We start from the raw sequence: 17,425 nt of genomic DNA, 5'->3' as shown, positions 1-17,425 counted from the left end.
CTCCGGTAATAAAATCAAACGTTTGGGCCCAAAACCATTGGGCTGCCGTCGCTAAAGCGCGACAGGCGGAACCGTGTCAGATCATGCCCCACATCGCGCCCCATGGCCAGCGCCGCCAAGACGCGCCCCATGCCCGGACCGATGCCAAACCCATGGCCTGACATGCCCGTGCCAACGGTCAACCCCGGCAAACTGGGCACATGATCCACGACTGGCACGATATCGGGCATCGTATCAATCATCCCTGCCCAAGCCGCCTTGAGCCGGACCGGCGGCAGATCCGGAAAGAGTGCTGAAAAATTACGCAAAAGGCGGTTGATTTTGCGCATATTCGGGGTCGGATTCAGGATGCGCATCGCCTCAAACGGGGTGGTTTCATCGCCGCGCCACCGCCGCTTGGTGCCCCATGCGTCTGGGAAACCTTTGGGTCCGTAAGGGTACAACACTTGACCAAACGGATTAGCGCGAAGCTGGGTCAGGTAATGGGGTAAACTGCGAAAGGCGTCAGGGCCAATGAACAGATCCGGCGCGCCGGGTGGGGCCAGCGTATAACCCCCATCCTCGCGCCGTCTGAACGCAACTTTTCGTGTGGCGGCGGCACCTGCATAAATTTCGGGCAAGGGTTCAGTGGCCGCCACGTTTTCACGCACCGAAAGCTGCGGGATGCTGACGCCGTGATTGCGCAAGAACATCGAGGACCACGCGCCCCCAGCCAACACCACCTGCGGGGCGCTGATCCGACCGGTTTCAGTGATCGCCCCAGCAACACGACCGCCAGCGATATCCAGCGCGCGCACGGCGCAGTTTTCAACAATCTCGACCCCGTCACGCGCCGCAATGGCGGCCAAGGCAGGCACCGCGACCCAAGGTTCCGCGCGCATATCCGACGGCGTGACCAAGGCCGCCAACGCGGGCTTCGCCATGCCGGGGAACATGGTCTTGACCTGAGCAGAGGACAGGATTTTGCTGTCCACCCCATTTGCCCGCGCATGGGACAACCATTCCTCGTAATCGGCGACATGGCTGGGCTTATCCGCGAAATAGGTGATCCCACCCTGACGCAAGCCGATGTCGATGTTGGTTTGCCCTGCTAGTTCGCGCCAGAGGTGCTGTGCCTCGGCCATAATCGGCATCTCGTCCGGGTCACGGCCCTGTTGCCTGATCCAGCCCCAGTTGCGGCTGGATTGCTCGCCTGCGATGCGGCCTTTCTCCAGCAGGATGACCTTACCGCCGCCTCGCGCCAGAAACAGCGCCGTGCAAACCCCAATCACGCCGCCGCCAATAACGACAAAGTCGGCTTGACTGCTGTGCGGGCCGGGATAGGTGATGGGGGTCGTGGTGTTGATGGGGAAGTGCATCACGTGCGCGTTCTATATGTGAGGGGCCGGGGATGGGGGCCAGCCCCCGGTGCCGCGCTGCGGCCCCTCCCCCGGGATTTATTTCCATTTGGAATGAAAAGCGTGGGAGGGGCGATCTGTGTCATTTCAGACGTTCAACCAGGTCTCGCATGAATTGATGCCCCGCCTCGAATTGTGAGACTTCGATATATTCATTCGGTTGATGGGCCTGCGCGATGTCGCCCGGACCGCAAATCACAGCGCTGTAGCCTGCTTCTTGGAATTGGCCGGCCTCGGTGCCGTAGCTGACCTTGTGGCTGGCATTATCGCCGGTGATTTGACGTACAAAGGTTTCGGCAAGCCCGTCTTTTTCAGGTTGCAATGCGGGGACGTCAAAGCGCGGCGTGACTTCGATATAGGTTTCGGGCACGACTTCTTGCATCTGCTTTTCGACCTGACGCACCTTTTTCAGATAGGCGGTGCCCCACGCGTCTTTATCCTCGCCCGGGACTACGCGGAAATCCATTCCGAAGTAACAATCCTTGGCGGTGATGTTATGAGCGGTGCCCCCGGAAATCTGCCCGACGTGGCAGGTGGTAAAGGGCGGATCGAACATCGCCGCCATTTCAGACGGTTTGCGCGCGAAGTTTTCGGTGTTCATCTCATTGGCCCATTCGATCAGTTTGGCCCCCGCCATGATCGCGTTTACGCCGGTGTGCAGCAGTGACGAGTGGACCTCGAACCCGACCACATGGGTGTTGAAGCCACAGCCGCCTTTGTGCCCTGTGACCGCCTGCATCATCGACGGCTCGCCTACGACGACCAGATCGCCCTTGGGCAGCACCTTTTGCATGGCCTCTATCATGGGCGGCGCGCCGGTGCAGCCGATTTCCTCGTCAAAGCTGAGCGCGATTTGCAGCGGGCGTTTGATATCGGCGTATTTCGCCTCGACCAGTGCCCAGATGGCTTGAGCGTCAAAGCCTTTCATGTCGCAAGTGCCGCGCCCGTAGTAGCGGCCATCGCGTTCAACGACGGTAAACGGGTCGGTGCCCCACGGCTGGCCGTCGACCGGCACCACGTCGGTATGGCCCGACAAGACCACCGCCCCTTCGACCCAAGGGCCGACATGGGCAAACAGCGCGTGTTTTGGTTGATCGGGGTCAATATAGCGGTGACTTTCGATGCCGTGGCTGGCGAGATAATCGGCCACCCAATCGATCAGCGGGATATTGGTATCGCGGGACACCGTGGGAAAGCTGATCAGCTTTTCCATCAGGGCAAAGGGGGTCATACGTTCAGCCATGGGGCGATCCTTTAGTATCCGCTATCGGTCAAAAGCACCTGATGGCCGGGGGATACGGTTTTGTAGACGGAGGGTTCGGGTGTGTAGCTGACCGGATGGATCGGCGACGGGATCGGCTTGAAGTTCAGCTCGCTTTCCTTTTTGCGCTTGCGAGGATCGGCGATGGGCACGGCCTTCATCAACGCTTGGGTGTAGGGGTGCTGCGGGTTCTCGAACACCTGCTGACGCGACCCCAACTCAACAATGCGGCCCAGATACATAACGCCAACCTGATGGCTGACCCGTTCCACCACGGCCATGTCGTGGCTAATAAAGAGGAACGACAGCTCCATCTCTTGTTGCAGCTCAAGCATCAGGTTCACGACCTGCGCCTGCACAGACACATCCAGCGCGGATACGGCTTCGTCTGCGATAATAAGCTTGGGGTTCAGAGCCAAGGCGCGGGCAATGGCGACGCGCTGGCGCTGGCCGCCGGACAGTTCATGCGGGAAACGGCGCATAAAGCTGCGGGGCAATTCGACCCGGTCAAACAGCATTTCGATGCGTTTTGTCAGTTCAGCACCTTTCAGCGTGCCGTAGTTGTGGATCGGTTCGGCAACCTGATCGGACAGCTGCATTTGCGGGTTGAGCGAGGCAAACGGGTCTTGAAAGATCATCTGCATATCAAGCCGTGCTTCGCGCAGGTCATGGGGATCGAGCGCCATGATATCCTTGCCGCCGATGTCGATCTCACCCGAGAGCGGTTCAACAAGACGCAGGATGGACCGGCCGGCAGTGGATTTCCCGCAACCGGATTCGCCAACAAGACTGAGCGTCTGGCCTTTGTTGATGGTGAAAGACAGGTCTTCGACCGCGTGGACATTTGCAATGGTACGGCGAAAAAACCCGCCCTTGACCGGGAAGCGGGTCGTCAGATTTTTCACGGTCAGCAAGGTTTCGGTCGTGCCTTTGATCGGCTTGATCTCTTTATCCTTGCTGCCCAACAGCTTCATCGGTTCGGGATAGGCTTTGCCGGTCATTTCACCCAGCTTTGGCACTGCGGCCAACAATGCCTTGGTATAGGGGTGCTGCGGGTTTTCGAAGATTTCCTCGACGGTGCCCTCTTCAACCTTGTTACCGCGGAACATCACGACCACGCGGTCGGCCATTTGCGCCACAACCGCCATGTCATGTGTGATGAACATCACGGCGGTGCCGGTTTCACGTTTCAACCGGTCGATCAGGGCCAGAATCTCGGCCTGAATGGTTACATCCAGCGCCGTCGTGGGTTCATCTGCGATCAACAAACGCGGCGAACAGGCCAGAGCCATTGCGATCACAACACGCTGACGCATACCGCCGGACAATTCATGCGGGTACTGCTTAAGCCGTTGGTCCGGCTGGGGGATTCGCACCTCGGTCAACAATTCCAGCGCGCGGGCTTCGGCCTCGGCCTTGGTCATACCCTTGTGCAAACGCAGGCCTTCGGTCAATTGGCGGCCCACGGTAAACACGGGATTCAACGCCGTCATTGGCTCTTGAAAGATCATACCGATCTCATTGCCGCGAATTTCGCGCATCAGGTCCTGATCGGTCTGCGCCAAATCGACGGCCGGCTTGCCCTTGCGATCAAATAATAGGCGACCGCCGGCAATTTTTCCGCCGCCGAACTCAACCAAACGCATCAAAGACAGTGACGACACCGATTTTCCGGAACCAGATTCGCCGACCACACAAACGGTTTCACCCGAATTGATGTCGAAACTGACATTCTCGACCCCCAAAACAGGGCCGTCCTGGGTTTGAAATTCGACCCTAAGCCCTTGTATTTGTGCAATTGGTGTAGATGTGCTGTCGTCAAGCATTCGGGTATCCAGCGCTGGTGATGTAATTGTTGCGCAGACGCTAAGACCATTCTTCACCCAGTGTCAAACGAGACAGGGCGCGCATGAGCTTGCACTTTCTCAGTGCTTGCATTTTGCGCAAATTCTGCTTCGATAGCGCCACCCGCGATGGGAAACGCAATGTGACGAACCGTAACGAACATTTAATTGAACAGTTGTGTTTCGTCCCCTTGACCTTTCCTTCGCGATCATAAGAAAGTCGCGGCCATGTCAAAAAATGGCATCCGACGTAAAAAAGAGTGGCACCACAAAAAATGTCTCACCGGTGCCCAACAAGGAGTAAGTTATGAAGTTGAGAACCCTTTTGATGGGTGCAGTTGCCTCTACGGCTCTTGCCCCCGCTGCTTTCGCAGCCGCCCATGAAGGCGAGCGCGGACGCGACGGCGAGGTCAAGATCATCTATTGGCAAGCGCCTTCGATCATGACGCCATATCTGTCGGGCGGTACCAAGGACCTCGAGGCCGCCAGCCTCGTGATTGAACCTTTGGGCCGGTACGACGAAAACGGCGCGTTGGTTCCATATCTGGCCGCTGAAATCCCGACCGTTGAAAACGGTGGTGTTTCGGAAGACCTGAAATCCATCACGTGGAAGCTGCAAGAAGGACTGCTGTGGTCCGATGGCACACCAGTGACAACCGCGGACGTCAAGTTCACTGCTGAATACTGTATGCACCCCGAAGGCGGTTGCGCACAGGCCTCCAAATTTGACGGCGTGGAAAGCATCGACATCATCGACGACTTGTCGCTGACCGTGAACTTCACCGACGCCAAACCAAACCCATACGGCCCATTCATGGGTGCGCAATCCCCGATCATTCAAGCGGCACAATTCGCAGAATGCTTGGGCGCAAAAGCACCTGAATGTACTGACGCCAACTTTAACCCGATCGGCACTGGCCCGTTCATGGTTACGGATTTCCGTCCAAACGACGTTATCCAGATGGTTGCGAACCCGAACTACCGTGATCCGAACAAACCTGCATTTGCATCCCTGACCTTCAAAGGTGGCGGCGACGCAACAGCGGCGGGCCGTGCGGTTATGGAAACCGGTGAATACGATTACGCCTGGAACATGCAACTGGCACCTGACGTGCTGGCGAAAATGGCCGAAGGCGGCAAAGGTGTACCTATCTCTGCATTCGGCACTTTGGTCGAACGTCTTGAGATGAACCTGACCAACCCGTCGGCAGACCTGCCCGAAGGCGAGCGTTCGACTGTGATGCACCCGCATCCGTTCCTGTCGGATTTCAAAGTCCGCAAGGCGCTTTCCATGGCAATCGACCGCCCACTTCTGGTTGAAGTTGGCTATGGCCAAGCCGGTCGTCCGACCTGTAACCTTGTTCCTGCTCCTGCACTTTATGCATCCGACAACACCGAATGCCTGACGCAAGACATCGAAGGCGCAAAGGCACTGCTGGACGAAGCAGGCTACACAGATAGCGATGGCGACGGTGTCCGTGAAAAAGATGGCGTTAAGCTCTCGGTTCTTTACCAAACCTCGACCAATGCTGTCCGTCAGGATTTCCAAGCGTTGATCAAAGACTGGTGGAACCAAATCGGTGTCGAAGTCGAACTGCGCAACCTTGACGCGTCGGTCTTCTTTGGCGGCGACCCAGGTTCGCCTGACACGTTCCAAAAATTCTATGCGGACGTTGAAATGTACGCCAACAACTTTGACGGCACAGACCCACAGGCATATCTGTCGGCCTACCGTTGTGGTGGCGAACCAAAACCATCCAGCCAATGGCAGGGTGAGAACATCAACCGCTTCTGTAACGAAGAGTATGATGCACTGCTGGACGAATTGTCCCGCACAGGTGAATTGTCCAAGCGTGGCGAGATCGCCAAGCGTCTGAACGACATCATCACCAAAGAAACCATGACAATCGTTCCACTGGTTGACCGTGGTCGTGTATCCGCTGCCTCCACCACTTTGGGCGGCGTTGTGCTTAATACTTGGGATTCCGAGCTTTGGAATGCCGCAGATTGGTACCGCATGAAGGATTAATACTTTCCTTCTGGAGGGGAGCGTGTATTACGCTCCCCTCTCTCGTACCGACCAAAAAACCATGACTACATCTACAACAGACTGACCTGCAAAGGCGCCGCGCATGCTGACTTTCACCATTCGACGACTGCTATTGTCGATCCCGACGCTTTTGTTCATCAGTATGGTTATATTCCTGCTGCTCCAGCTTGCCCCTGGCGACCCGATGGCACAGGTGCCCCTGACCGTGCCCCCCGAAGTCAAGCAAAAAATGCGCGAGGCGCTTGGCCTTGGTCAGCCGATCTATGTGCAATACTACAAGTGGCTGATCCAGTTTTTCTGGGTTGAACCCCAGGTGTTCCTGGACTGGGCGACGCGCGAAACGTTCCTGCTGGGCTGGTTGCCGGATACAAATTTTTCGACCTTTATTGACCCTGATACCGGTGCCGTGCGTCCCGTGCAGCGCACCATCAGCTGGCAGACCCGCAGCCCGATCATGGATATCGTGATCCAGCGGATGCCACAGACCCTGTGGGTTGTGGGCCTAAGTTATATCGTGGGCATTCTGATCGCCATTCCGATCGGCATCTATTCCGCCTACCGCCATTATTCGCTGTTTGATCAGGCCGGTACATTCATCACCATGGTCGGCTTTTCGATCCCACCCTTCTTTACCGGACCGCTGCTGATTGTGGTGTTCTCGGTGACGCTGGGCTGGTTGCCATCGATCTATGACACAACCCATGTGGTCACCGACTGGGCCAGCTTTAAGGTGCAGTTCATGCAGATGATCATGCCCGTCATGGTGCTGGCACTGCAAACCACCGCCCAGATCAGCCGCTACATGCGCGGGGCCATGCTGGACAACCTGAACCAGGATTACGTGCGCACGGCACGGGCCAAAGGCCTGAAAGAATCCTCGGTCGTGATGGTACATGTGCTGCGCAATTCGATGATCCCCGTTGTGACCGTGATTGCCTTGGGCATGCCCGCGATTTTCGGCGGCGCGATCATCACCGAAAACGTCTTCAAGGTGAACGGTATCGGCCAGCTGCTGCTGACAGCCCTCTTCGCCAATGACCTGCCGATGGTGATGACCCTGACCTTCATCTTCGCCATCATGATCGTTCTGTTTAACCTGATTGCCGATGTTCTATACGGCCTGCTTGACCCAAGGATCCGCTATGACTAAGCAAGCCATTCCCGCAAGCCCCATCGAGGCTGACATCGAAACCTTTGGTGCGCTGGTCGACAAAGAACCGTCCAAACCACCGCGCAGCCAATGGGTCGACGTCTGGCAGCAATTCCGTAAACACAAAGGCGCTGTGTTCGGCGGCGGCTTTTTGCTGTTCATTACGCTGGCGGTGATTTTCGGCCCCTTCCTGTGGGACGTGGACCCCAAGGCGCTGGATATACGCAACAAAAACTGGCGGCCCATCTATCAGCTGCTGTTTGATAGCGAGGCCAAGGCCGGCTGGGCACATCCATTTGGCACGGATCAGTTGGGCCGTGACATCATGGCGCAGATGATTGCAGGTGGTCAGGTGTCGATGGCCGTGGGCTGGTTGGCGATGGCGCTGGCTTTGCTGATTGGGACGGCGATTGGAATCATCTCGGGCTACTTCAAAAAGCTGGATTTCTGGCTGATGCGTTTCACCGATCTGGTACTGTCCTTGCCGATCCTGCCACTGACATTGCTGGCCGTGACACTGTTCCGCCAGCCGTTAAATTCCCGTTTCGGCCCCGAAGGTGGCATGTTCATTCTGATCGTGGGCATCATCGGCCTGACATCCTGGATGCAAACCGCACGGATCGTGCGTGGTGATATTCTGGCCCTGAAAGAGCGTGAATTCATTCTGGCCGCACGGTCCATCGGGACACGGTCGGGTAAGATCATCCGCCGGCACCTGCTGCCCAACGTCATCTCGCCCATCATGGTCTCCGCGACCTTGGGTCTGGCCACCGCGATCATCACCGAAAGCGCGCTAAGCTTTCTGGGTGTGGGCTTCCCGTCGGACTTCCCCACGTGGGGTAAGCTGTTGTCGGATGCGGTCAGCCGGATGCAGGAATTCCCCGAACGGGTCTTGTTGCCGGGCATCGCAATTTCGCTGACGGTGCTGAGTGTGAACTATCTCGGCGACGGTTTACGCGATGCGTTGGATCCGCGTTTGCGGGGGCGGTGAGCCGAGGCATGCTTGGGTCTTCTGGGCTGATGGCGGATTTGAGTATTTAGGAAAGGGTGAAGGGGGGATTGTAGTCCTCCCTTTTTTTGCGGCGAATAAGAACGGGATCAGCTCGGAGCGGCCCTTTGTTAGAACGGGCACATTTATGTTGGCTATGACGCAGAACATACTTTTGCGCAGGCGCCGCGAAGCAGAATTATATTCCGATAGAGCCGCGGTAATACATATATGAATTGCTTGATATCAGCGTTTTTTCGCGCCAATTGGGAAATTATTCCATTCCCAAGAGGATCAGGCGATGTTTGAGTCATTCGGTTTTGAAAACACCACGCCGCAGCAGGCATCTGTTCTGCTCGCCATCATCATCGGTGCGCTATTTGGTGCCTTTGGCCAGATTACCAAGTTCTGTTTTCGCAGATCCCTGATTGGTGAGGACCGCGTTTCTGCAGCAGGGGTTTGGTTAACCGCCCTCGCCTTTGCCATTGTTGGAACGCAGGCGGCGGTCTCGATGGGATGGATCAGTTTTGCTGAGCATCGCTTTATGATCGCTGAGTTGCCGATTGCGGCCATTGTGATTGGCGGTTTGATTTTTGGCGCGGGCATGGTGTTGACCTGTGGCTGTGTGTCCCGTCTGACCATTCTGGCCGGCTCAGGTAACCTGCGTGCCGCACTGGTCGTCGTTGTCTTTGCCATTGTGGCCCATGCGACGCTTAAGGGCGTGTTGGCCCCCCTGCGCGTGGCCTTGGGCCGTGTGACCGTCGACATGGGTGAGAACATCAGCCTTGCGGCCCTGCCCGGCGGCGCGTGGCTGTGGAGTGCTGTAATTGCCGTGCCTGCGCTGATATATGCGCTGCGGTCGGGCAATGGTGTTGGCACCTTGATCATGGCCGCCATCATCGGCCTACTCGCACCGCTAGCCTGGGTCGGCACCGGATTTATCCTGTTCGACGAATTCGACCCCATTGCGATGGAAAGCCTGTCTTTCACATCCCCCGCTGCCGAGGGCCTGTTTTGGGTCGTTGCAAGCAGCGCGATACCGGCCGGTTTTGGTGTCGGCCTTGTAGGCGGCGTGCTGGTTGGCGCGTTGATTGCAAGCATGATCTTTGGCGGGTTTGGGTGGCAGAGCTTTGAAAGCCCCGCCCAGACTGGCCGTTATATGGCCGGTGCCGCGCTGATGGGCGTCGGCGGTGTGCTTGCGGGCGGCTGTACCTTGGGTGCAGGTCTGTCCGGTGTGCCCACCCTGTCCTTGGCTGCAATCCTGGCAATTTTGATGATCGGGATTGGTGTGTTGGCCACGAATGCCGCCTTGCGTGCGGTACCCGCTAGCCGTGTTGCACTCGGCTAACGCACTACTGGATTTTGCGGCGCAGGCGTCGCAAAATCCCCCATACCAACACGACGACAACTGGCACAGCGAGGGCCGTTAAAAGGCCTTTGCTGACGCCAAAGGGTTCTGCCAGCGGATAAAGCATATAGCTCGCCAGCGAGACCGCGTAATAGCTGATCGCAACGACAGAGAGCCCCTCGACCGTGTGTTGCAGACGCAGTTGCAGGTCCGAGCGTTTGTCCATGCTTGCCAGTATCTCTTGGTTCTGGGCAGATCGTTCCACATCCACACGCGTCCGCAGCAGTTCAGACGCACGGATGGCCCGCGCGCCCATCAATTGCAGCCGCGTCTCGGAGGATTTGACCGTCCGCATGGCAGGCTCGTAGCGGCGCATCATAAACTCATCAAACCCTTGCCGTGACATAAACCGCGTTTCGCGCAGCGCCGAGATACGCTGGTTGACGATGGCCTGATAAGCCTCGGTCGCGCCAAGCCGGTAGGAGGTTTCAGCCGATAGGGTTTCAAGCTGAACCGAGACATCGAGCAGCTTGTGCAACGTTTCTTCGGCGATGGCATCCGACGCCCGCATTGCCGCCATCAGGTTGTTCAATTGCGTGTCCAGATCATTCAACTGCCCGCCAAAATCACGCACCTTGGCAAAGCCTAGCATCGACATGGACTTATAGGTTTCAATCTCGCACATCCGCTGGACGATACGACCCATACGCCGTTCACCGGTAGTTGGCGCGGCAAAGACCGCCATCCGCATATGACCCGCTGAATCGATACGGAAATCGCTGGCAACGACGGCGGCATCATCGAGCACATTCGCCACAGCCAGGCTTTCGGGGACGAACCAATCGTTCAGAGCGTCCACGACCTGATCGTCCGTTTCAGGTCGATCCACGAGGCGCAATAGGATCGAGGTGATGCGCTCTGCATTCAGGCCCCTGCGCCATTCGGCGGGAAAGACATCGAATTCAACGGGGTCAAAGGGACGGTCGCCGATCTGGTCGGAGAACACGGTATAGGTAACAAATTCGGTGTGTTGCTCCCACTTCAGCGCGTATTTTCCCATGGGGCCATAGTAATGGGTGGCATGTTCAGCAGGCAGCGGTGCGCCGTAGTGTTTCAGCAGCGCCGTGAGGTGTTCAAGATCAACGGACCGGTCGCGGGTGGCTGCATCGCCCGGGGTGCGCAGCGCGATATAGGCGGCAACTTGGGGGGCGCTCAGCGACGGGAACGGGCGCGCGTGCAATTCGCTGTTGAGCGCATAGCGCAGGGGGTGGTCCTTGATCGCAGCCATTCCGTGTCCTTGTCCGGCAAAACGGTTGTACCTTTAAGATACAACAATCAGCGGTAAAGGACAGAAAAAAAATTGAATGGTTACAGCGCCTTACGGTGTACAACGGAATACCAAACGGCCCTTTGCGTGGCTTTTCCGCGATCTCGTTCCGACCCCGTCCGTAAGTTTGCCGGTTAAGTGAGCCACGAAAACGCCACTCCGCAGAGCAATGGACAGATGCGAGAGGCAGACAGTTCGTGATTGGCGGCACCAAGACGTAGCGAAAGCTTGCGCGCCTAAGCCATGCGCCAAACCCTAAGAGCACGCCCCAGAAAGCTGCCCGAGAACAGCCCCAGCACCAATGAAAGCGCCGCGTGGAACCCCGCATTAGCGTATAGGTCGGGCGCGAGATCACGCAAAGCGCCCCCTGCAAAGTTCGACCAATAAAGCGTCATGATCACCAGCAGGGTCACGCTCTCTCCTGCAAGGTAGACCGTGCGGCCTGTGCGCGCCAGCACCCACCTTTCTTGCATCCTATGGCCCGCCACGGCCCCTACAACGGATGCCGCAATGAACAGAACCCAGATCCAGCCGGTTGGCCCCGTCACATAGATCGAGTGCAGCGAAAGAAGGCTAAGCAGGGGTAAGGCATAGATCAGAAGGACCGGAACCTCGCGATCGCGCCGCGCCCGTAATCCGACAAGCAAGAGCACTGTAAAAAGCGGCCAAACCCACAGCGGGGCATCGGTAATCAGGCGGGTCATGTCGAACATCCTTTCACGACTGGTTGATGTTCAGAACACCTGACAGCTCCCCCAGTCATTGCCAGCGCTGTTGCGCGAACGACCCGCTGGCTTCGTCAATATCTTCGCGCGTCATTCACGAAGCGCGAAGAACAGCACCCCGCCAAAGGTGGCGCAGGGGCCAAACGCAAAACGCCCCGCCATTTCTGACGAGGCGTTTCAGTTTAATGTCAGCAAGGTCGCAACCCTACCTAATGCATCAGTCGATCATCGGCAGCAGCTTGTCCAAGCTGGCCTTGGCATCGCCATAGAGCATCCGCGTATTGTCTTTGAAGAACAGCGGGTTTTCGATGCCCGAATAGCCTGTGCCCTGACCGCGCTTGGACACGATCACGTTTTTGGCCTTCCAGCATTCCAGAACCGGCATACCCGCGATGGGGCTGTTCGGGTCCTCTTGTGCAGCAGGGTTCACGATGTCGTTGGACCCGATTACAATGGCAACATCCGTGTTGGGGAAGTCGTCATTGATCTCGTCCATCTCCATCACGATGTCATAGGGCACTTTGGCCTCGGCCAGCAGCACGTTCATGTGGCCCGGCAAACGCCCCGCAACCGGGTGAATAGCGAAACGCACGTTCTTGCCTTGGGCGCGCAGCTTTTTGACCAGCTCGCTGACCGCTTGCTGTGCTTGCGCAACCGCCATCCCGTAACCGGGAATGATGATGACGCTATCCGCTTCGTTCAGCATCGTGGCAACGCCGTCCGCCTCAATCGCGACCTGTTCACCTTCAACGGCCATCTGTTCGCCCGCAGGGCCACCGAAGCCGCCCAAGATCACGCTGACAAAGGACCGGTTCATCGCCTTACACATGATGTAAGACAGGATCGCACCTGATGAGCCAACCAGCGCACCCACAACGATCAACAGATCATTACCAAGGCTAAAGCCGATCGCCGCCGCCGCCCAGCCGGAATAGCTGTTCAGCATGGACACAACCACCGGCATGTCCGCACCACCGATACCCATGATCAGATGGTAGCCAATGAACAAGGCCGCCAGCGTCATCAGGAACAGCGGCAGGAAGGCACCCGTGTTAAAGTACCAGATCAACGTCAGCACAGCGACAGCCGCCGCCGCGATGTTCAGCATGTGACCACCGGGCAGCTTTTCAGCAGCCGAAGACACACGACCCGCCAGCTTGCCATAGGCAATGACGGAACCGGTGAATGTCACCGCACCGATGAACACACCCAAGAACAACTCGACACGCAGGATGCTAAGCTCGACCCCGGATTTCTTGGCGATCAACGCCGCGAAAGTGCCCAGTTCTTTGACGTCACCGCCCTCCGCGAGGAAACCACCGACGCGGCCAATTTCGAAATGTGCGATCAGGCCGACGAACACCGCTGCCAGACCGACAAGGCTGTGCATCGCGGCAACCAGTTCCGGCATTTGCGTCATCTGCACCTTGGTGGCCAGTTGATAACCGATGGCACCGCCACCCGCGATCAGAATGATCGACAATAGCCAATAGCCAGAGCCCGGCCCGATCAGCGTTGCAGCTACGGCCAAGGCCATACCGGCAATGCCATACCAAACCGCGCGCTTTGCGCTTTCCTGTCCGCTTAGCCCGCCAAGCGACAGGATAAACAGGATTGCTGCGACGACATAAGCCGCTGTTGTGAAACCAAAATCCATGATCCCTGCCCCCTTAAGATTTCTGGAACATGGCGAGCATGCGCCGTGTCACGAGGAAGCCGCCGAATATGTTGATCCCACACATGAAGACCGACAAAGCCGCCAAAATAATCACCAAGAAAGAACCCGATCCGATTTGCATCAGCGCGCCCAGAATGATGATCGACGAGATCGCATTTGTCACCGCCATCAATGGTGTGTGCAGGCTGTGCGCCACGCCCCAGATAACTTGGAAACCGATAAATACCGACAGAACAAACACGATAAAGTGCTGCATAAAGCTGGCCGGGGCCACAAGACCAACCGCCAGCAGCAACGCGCCACCAATGGCCAGCAATGTAACCTGAGACTTGGTTTGCTTCTTGAACGCTGCCGTTTCAGCGGCGCGCTTTTCTTCGGGCGTCAGTTCTTTCACGGCTGCCTTTTTCGGGGCAGCGGCAATCGCGGCCACTTTGGGTGGTGGCGGCGGGAAGGTGACTTCGTTTGCGTAGGCTATGGTCGCGCCACGGATCACGTCGTCTTCCATGTTGTGATTGATCACACCGTCTTTTTCCGGCGTCAGATCCGTCATCAAATGGCGGATGTTGGTCGCATATAGCGTCGAGGCCTGCGCCCCCATCCGGCTTGGGAAATCGGTGTAGCCGATGATCGTCACGCCGTTATCTGTAACGAATTTCTCGTCCATCTTGGTCAGCTTACAGTTGCCGCCCTTTTCCGCCGCCAGATCGACAATCACCGAACCAGGCTTCATTGCAGCGACCATGTCTTCGGTCCACAGCTCCGGCGCTTCGCGGTTGGGGATCAACGCAGTGGTGATGACGATGTCAACCTCAGGTGCCAGCTCGCGGAACTTGGCCAGCTGTGCCTCGCGAAACTCTGGCGAAGACACAGACGCATAGCCGCCAGAAGCAGATCCGTCCTGCTGTTCTTCTTCGAAATCAAGGTAAACGAATTCTGCGCCCATGGATTCGACCTGCTCGGCCACTTCGGGCCGTACGTCAAATGCGTAGGTGATCGCACCCAGCGATGTGGCCGTGCCAATCGCGGCAAGACCGGCAACACCGGCACCAACCACCAGAACCTTGGCCGGGGGCACCTTGCCCGCTGCCGTGATCTGACCGGTAAAGAAGCGACCAAAGTTATTGCCCGCCTCGATCACCGCACGGTAGCCTGCAATATTCGCCATGGACGACAACGCATCCATCTTTTGCGCGCGGCTGATCCGGGGGATCATTTCCATCGCAACAACAGTGGCCCCTTTTTCGGCAGCCGCCTTCATCTTGGCTTCGTCCGCGACAGGGCTAAAGAACGAGATCAGCGTTTGACCGCTGCGCAGTTTCTTCATCTCCGCATCATCGGGTGCACGCACCTTCGCCACCACATCAGCAGCTTTCCAAAGTGCCGCTGCCGTTTTGACGACCTTTACACCAGCTGCGGTATAGGCGGCATCGTCAAAACCAGATGCCAGACCGGCACCGGTTTCGATCAAGCACTCATGACCCAGTTTTTGCAGCTGAAGCGCTGACTCAGGGGTCATCGCAACGCGGCGTTCCCCCTCAAATACTTCCTTTGGCGTCCCGATCTTCAATCCAGATTCCCCCGTGTTGCCGTGTTACGTCCACCGTGGCGCAACAATATTACGCTGAGCAGTACCGCTTGGGTTCCAATAGTACAAGATGTGGCCCCGGATAGAAGGCCAATTCGCCGTCCTGCGAGCGCTAAAGCCCCTTTTATGGGTTTGCGACGTTGCGTGACAAAGCTGCATGGCTTGCGCCCTTACCCCCCAATCGCCAGCATGCCCAAAATTCAAAGGGAGGACATAATGAACCTGAACGGAAAACACGCATTTATCACCGGCGGCGGTACGGGCATCGGTCTGGCCATTGCCCAAGACCTGGCTTCGAAAGGCGCGCATGTCACCATCACCGGCCGCCGCCAAGAGGTGCTGGACGAGGTCGCAGGCCCGAACATGACCGGGGTCGCAATGGATGTGCGCAACGAAGAAGACGTGGTCGCCAAGATCGCCGCCGCCGTTGCCGCCCACGGCCCGATCCAGATTTGCATTCCCAACGCTGGCATCGCCGAAGGCAAAGCCGTGCATAAGACCGATATGGAATTCTGGCGCAATATGATGTCGACCAATCTGGACGGCGCGTTCCTCACCATCCGCGAATCATTGAAATCCATGCGCGAAACCGATTGGGGCCGAGTGATCGCAATATCCTCGATGGCCGGATTGCGCGGGCTGCCCGGTGCCGCCGCCTATTCCGCGTCCAAACACGGGATGATCGGGTTGGTACGGTCGCTGGCCGAGGATTACATGGGCCAACCCTATACGTTCAACGCGATTTGCCCCGGCTATGTGAACACGCCGATCATCACCCGCAACACCGCATCAATTTCAGAACGCGCCGGCATATCCGAAGAGAAAGCCCGCGCGATCATGGTAAACTCAAACCCGCATAAGCGGCTGATTGAGGTCTCCGAAGTCTCAGCGGCAGCAGCGTGGCTGACCGGCCCCGGATCGCAAAGCATCAATGGACAATGCATTCAGATCACCGGCGGCCATATGTAACAGGGGTTCAGGTTTCATTAACCAACGTCCTGCTAAGGTCGAAAGATGGTTAATTTCCTTCTACTCCCCGCCCGCCTCTTGCGCGTTCCTCGTTGTTCAAACGGGGCGCGCGCAGGATGACACTGTCCTTCAAAAGCCGCCGCAAGGCTGCCAGATTACGCGATAATGGCGCAGGCTTTCCGCCGCTGCAGCGGCCCCAGCAGAACCCGCCCGGGTTTGTCTGGCGATCGCGGCGCAAATCAGCAGCCCCCGCGCCCCGTCATACCTTTGATTTCAGCTTCGCCTTGCGCCCGCGTCGCGCGTTACGCTGACTGCAACAACCCTTGCCGCTTGCCGTCGGCCCAGACCTGCGCCGCCGCGCCGAAACGCTGGAACAACGGCCGCGATACGGGATCATTTGCAGCATCCCATTCAGGATGCCACTGCACTGCAAGGGTAAAACCAGCCGCACCCCTAACATAGATTGCCTCAGGCGTCCCATCATCGGCGAAACCGTCGATGACAATCCGTGCGCCCGGCTCCTTGATACCCTGCCCATGCAAAGTGTTGGTCCGCACCTTAGTCGCACCCAAAACATCGTGAAAAACACCACCTTGGGTGAATGTCACATCATGGCGCAGCTCGAATTTCTCTTCGATCGTGCCGTCCGGGGGCATCCTGTGGTTCATGCGCCCCGGCAGATCACGTATCTCGGGGTATAGCGACCCGCCCATCGCGACATTGACCTCCTGAAAACCGCGGCAAACCCCGAAAAAAGGTTGCCCCCGGTCGACACATCTGCGGATCAGCCCCAAAGCAAGCGCATCACGCGCCCGGTCAAAGGTGCCATGCGCCTCCGTCTCCGCCTCGCCATATTCCTCGGGGTGGACATTCGGGCGCCCGCCGGTGAACAAAAATCCGTCACAGGTCTCCAGCAGTTCATCCACAGATACCAGCGCCGGATCGCTGGGGACAATCAGCGGCATACATCCCGACACCTGCGCCACAGCCACAGTGTTCATCGTGCCAGCGGCGTGGATTGGGTACTGATCGTTCAAAAGACTTGTGTTGCCAATGATACCGACGACAGGACGTGACATAGACAGCCTCAAACTTACGATTAG

Annotated in this window: 13 protein-coding genes; 5 read left to right on the top strand and 8 right to left on the bottom strand. The window is 57.6% G+C overall.

What is annotated here, in order from left to right:
* Positions 1 to 14 precede the first annotated feature (14 nt).
* The 3 genes from BM347_RS08260 to BM347_RS08250 all read right to left on the bottom strand — a co-directional run bounded on the left by BM347_RS08260 (position 15) and on the right by BM347_RS08250 (position 4,484).
* The gene (locus BM347_RS08260) at positions 15 to 1,358 is read right to left on the bottom strand and encodes an NAD(P)/FAD-dependent oxidoreductase (protein ID WP_175498540.1); all 1,344 of its coding nucleotides are present in this window, start codon (positions 1,356 to 1,358) and stop codon (positions 15 to 17) included.
* Positions 1,359 to 1,479: 121 nt separating this feature from the next.
* Complete coding sequence (argE, locus tag BM347_RS08255) at positions 1,480 to 2,640, bottom strand: acetylornithine deacetylase (RefSeq protein ID WP_093915932.1); 1,161 nt, start codon at positions 2,638 to 2,640, stop codon at positions 1,480 to 1,482.
* 11 nt (positions 2,641 to 2,651) lie between these two features.
* A complete protein-coding gene (locus tag BM347_RS08250) occupies positions 2,652 to 4,484 on the bottom strand; it encodes an ABC transporter ATP-binding protein (protein WP_093915931.1) in 1,833 nt (610 codons plus the stop codon).
* A gap of 325 nt (positions 4,485 to 4,809) precedes the next feature.
* Here BM347_RS08250 and BM347_RS08245 point away from each other — a divergent pair, with 325 nt between their 5' ends.
* The 4 genes from BM347_RS08245 to BM347_RS08225 all read left to right on the top strand — a co-directional run bounded on the left by BM347_RS08245 (position 4,810) and on the right by BM347_RS08225 (position 10,038).
* Complete coding sequence (locus BM347_RS08245; protein WP_093915930.1) at positions 4,810 to 6,531, top strand: peptide ABC transporter substrate-binding protein; 1,722 nt, start codon at positions 4,810 to 4,812, stop codon at positions 6,529 to 6,531.
* A 103-nt stretch (positions 6,532 to 6,634) separates the two neighbouring features.
* Positions 6,635 to 7,702 (top strand): ABC transporter permease, encoded by a 1,068-nt coding sequence (locus BM347_RS08240; protein WP_093915929.1) that lies wholly within the window; start codon positions 6,635 to 6,637, stop codon positions 7,700 to 7,702.
* Positions 7,695 to 8,693 (top strand): ABC transporter permease, encoded by a 999-nt coding sequence (locus tag BM347_RS08235; RefSeq protein ID WP_093915928.1) that lies wholly within the window; start codon positions 7,695 to 7,697, stop codon positions 8,691 to 8,693. The genes BM347_RS08240 and BM347_RS08235 overlap by 8 nt, the downstream gene beginning before the upstream one ends.
* A 298-nt stretch (positions 8,694 to 8,991) precedes the next feature.
* Complete coding sequence (locus BM347_RS08225; protein ID WP_093915926.1) at positions 8,992 to 10,038, top strand: YeeE/YedE family protein; 1,047 nt, start codon at positions 8,992 to 8,994, stop codon at positions 10,036 to 10,038.
* A 4-nt stretch (positions 10,039 to 10,042) separates the two neighbouring features.
* Here BM347_RS08225 and BM347_RS08220 read toward each other — a convergent pair whose 3' ends face one another.
* The 4 genes from BM347_RS08220 to BM347_RS08205 all read right to left on the bottom strand — a co-directional run bounded on the left by BM347_RS08220 (position 10,043) and on the right by BM347_RS08205 (position 15,335).
* Positions 10,043 to 11,326, bottom strand: a complete 1,284-nt coding sequence (locus BM347_RS08220; protein ID WP_093915925.1) for a DUF3422 family protein — start codon at positions 11,324 to 11,326, stop codon at positions 10,043 to 10,045.
* A gap of 275 nt (positions 11,327 to 11,601) precedes the next feature.
* Entirely contained in the window at positions 11,602 to 12,069 is a 468-nt protein-coding gene (locus tag BM347_RS08215; RefSeq protein WP_139226473.1) for a hypothetical protein, read from the bottom strand.
* Between the two features lie 238 nt (positions 12,070 to 12,307).
* Positions 12,308 to 13,747, bottom strand: a complete 1,440-nt coding sequence (locus tag BM347_RS08210) for an NAD(P)(+) transhydrogenase (Re/Si-specific) subunit beta (RefSeq protein ID WP_093915923.1) — start codon at positions 13,745 to 13,747, stop codon at positions 12,308 to 12,310.
* A gap of 13 nt (positions 13,748 to 13,760) precedes the next feature.
* Complete coding sequence (locus tag BM347_RS08205; RefSeq protein WP_093915922.1) at positions 13,761 to 15,335, bottom strand: Re/Si-specific NAD(P)(+) transhydrogenase subunit alpha; 1,575 nt, start codon at positions 15,333 to 15,335, stop codon at positions 13,761 to 13,763.
* A 234-nt stretch (positions 15,336 to 15,569) separates the two neighbouring features.
* Here BM347_RS08205 and BM347_RS08200 point away from each other — a divergent pair, with 234 nt between their 5' ends.
* Positions 15,570 to 16,322, top strand: coding sequence for an SDR family NAD(P)-dependent oxidoreductase (locus BM347_RS08200; protein WP_093915921.1), 753 nt, complete (start codon positions 15,570 to 15,572; stop codon positions 16,320 to 16,322).
* Positions 16,323 to 16,624: 302 nt separating this feature from the next.
* On the opposite strand, the gene BM347_RS08190 is transcribed toward BM347_RS08200, so the two are convergent.
* On the bottom strand, positions 16,625 to 17,401 hold the full coding sequence (locus BM347_RS08190; RefSeq protein WP_093915919.1) for a gamma-glutamyl-gamma-aminobutyrate hydrolase family protein: 777 nt from the start codon (positions 17,399 to 17,401) through the stop codon (positions 16,625 to 16,627).
* Positions 17,402 to 17,425: the final 24 nt, after the last annotated feature.

The organism is Sulfitobacter marinus, assembly GCF_900116285.1.
GTDB classification, from domain to species: Bacteria; Pseudomonadota; Alphaproteobacteria; order Rhodobacterales; family Rhodobacteraceae; genus Sulfitobacter; species Sulfitobacter marinus.
This window is presented reverse-complemented; position numbering and strand designations above follow the sequence as displayed.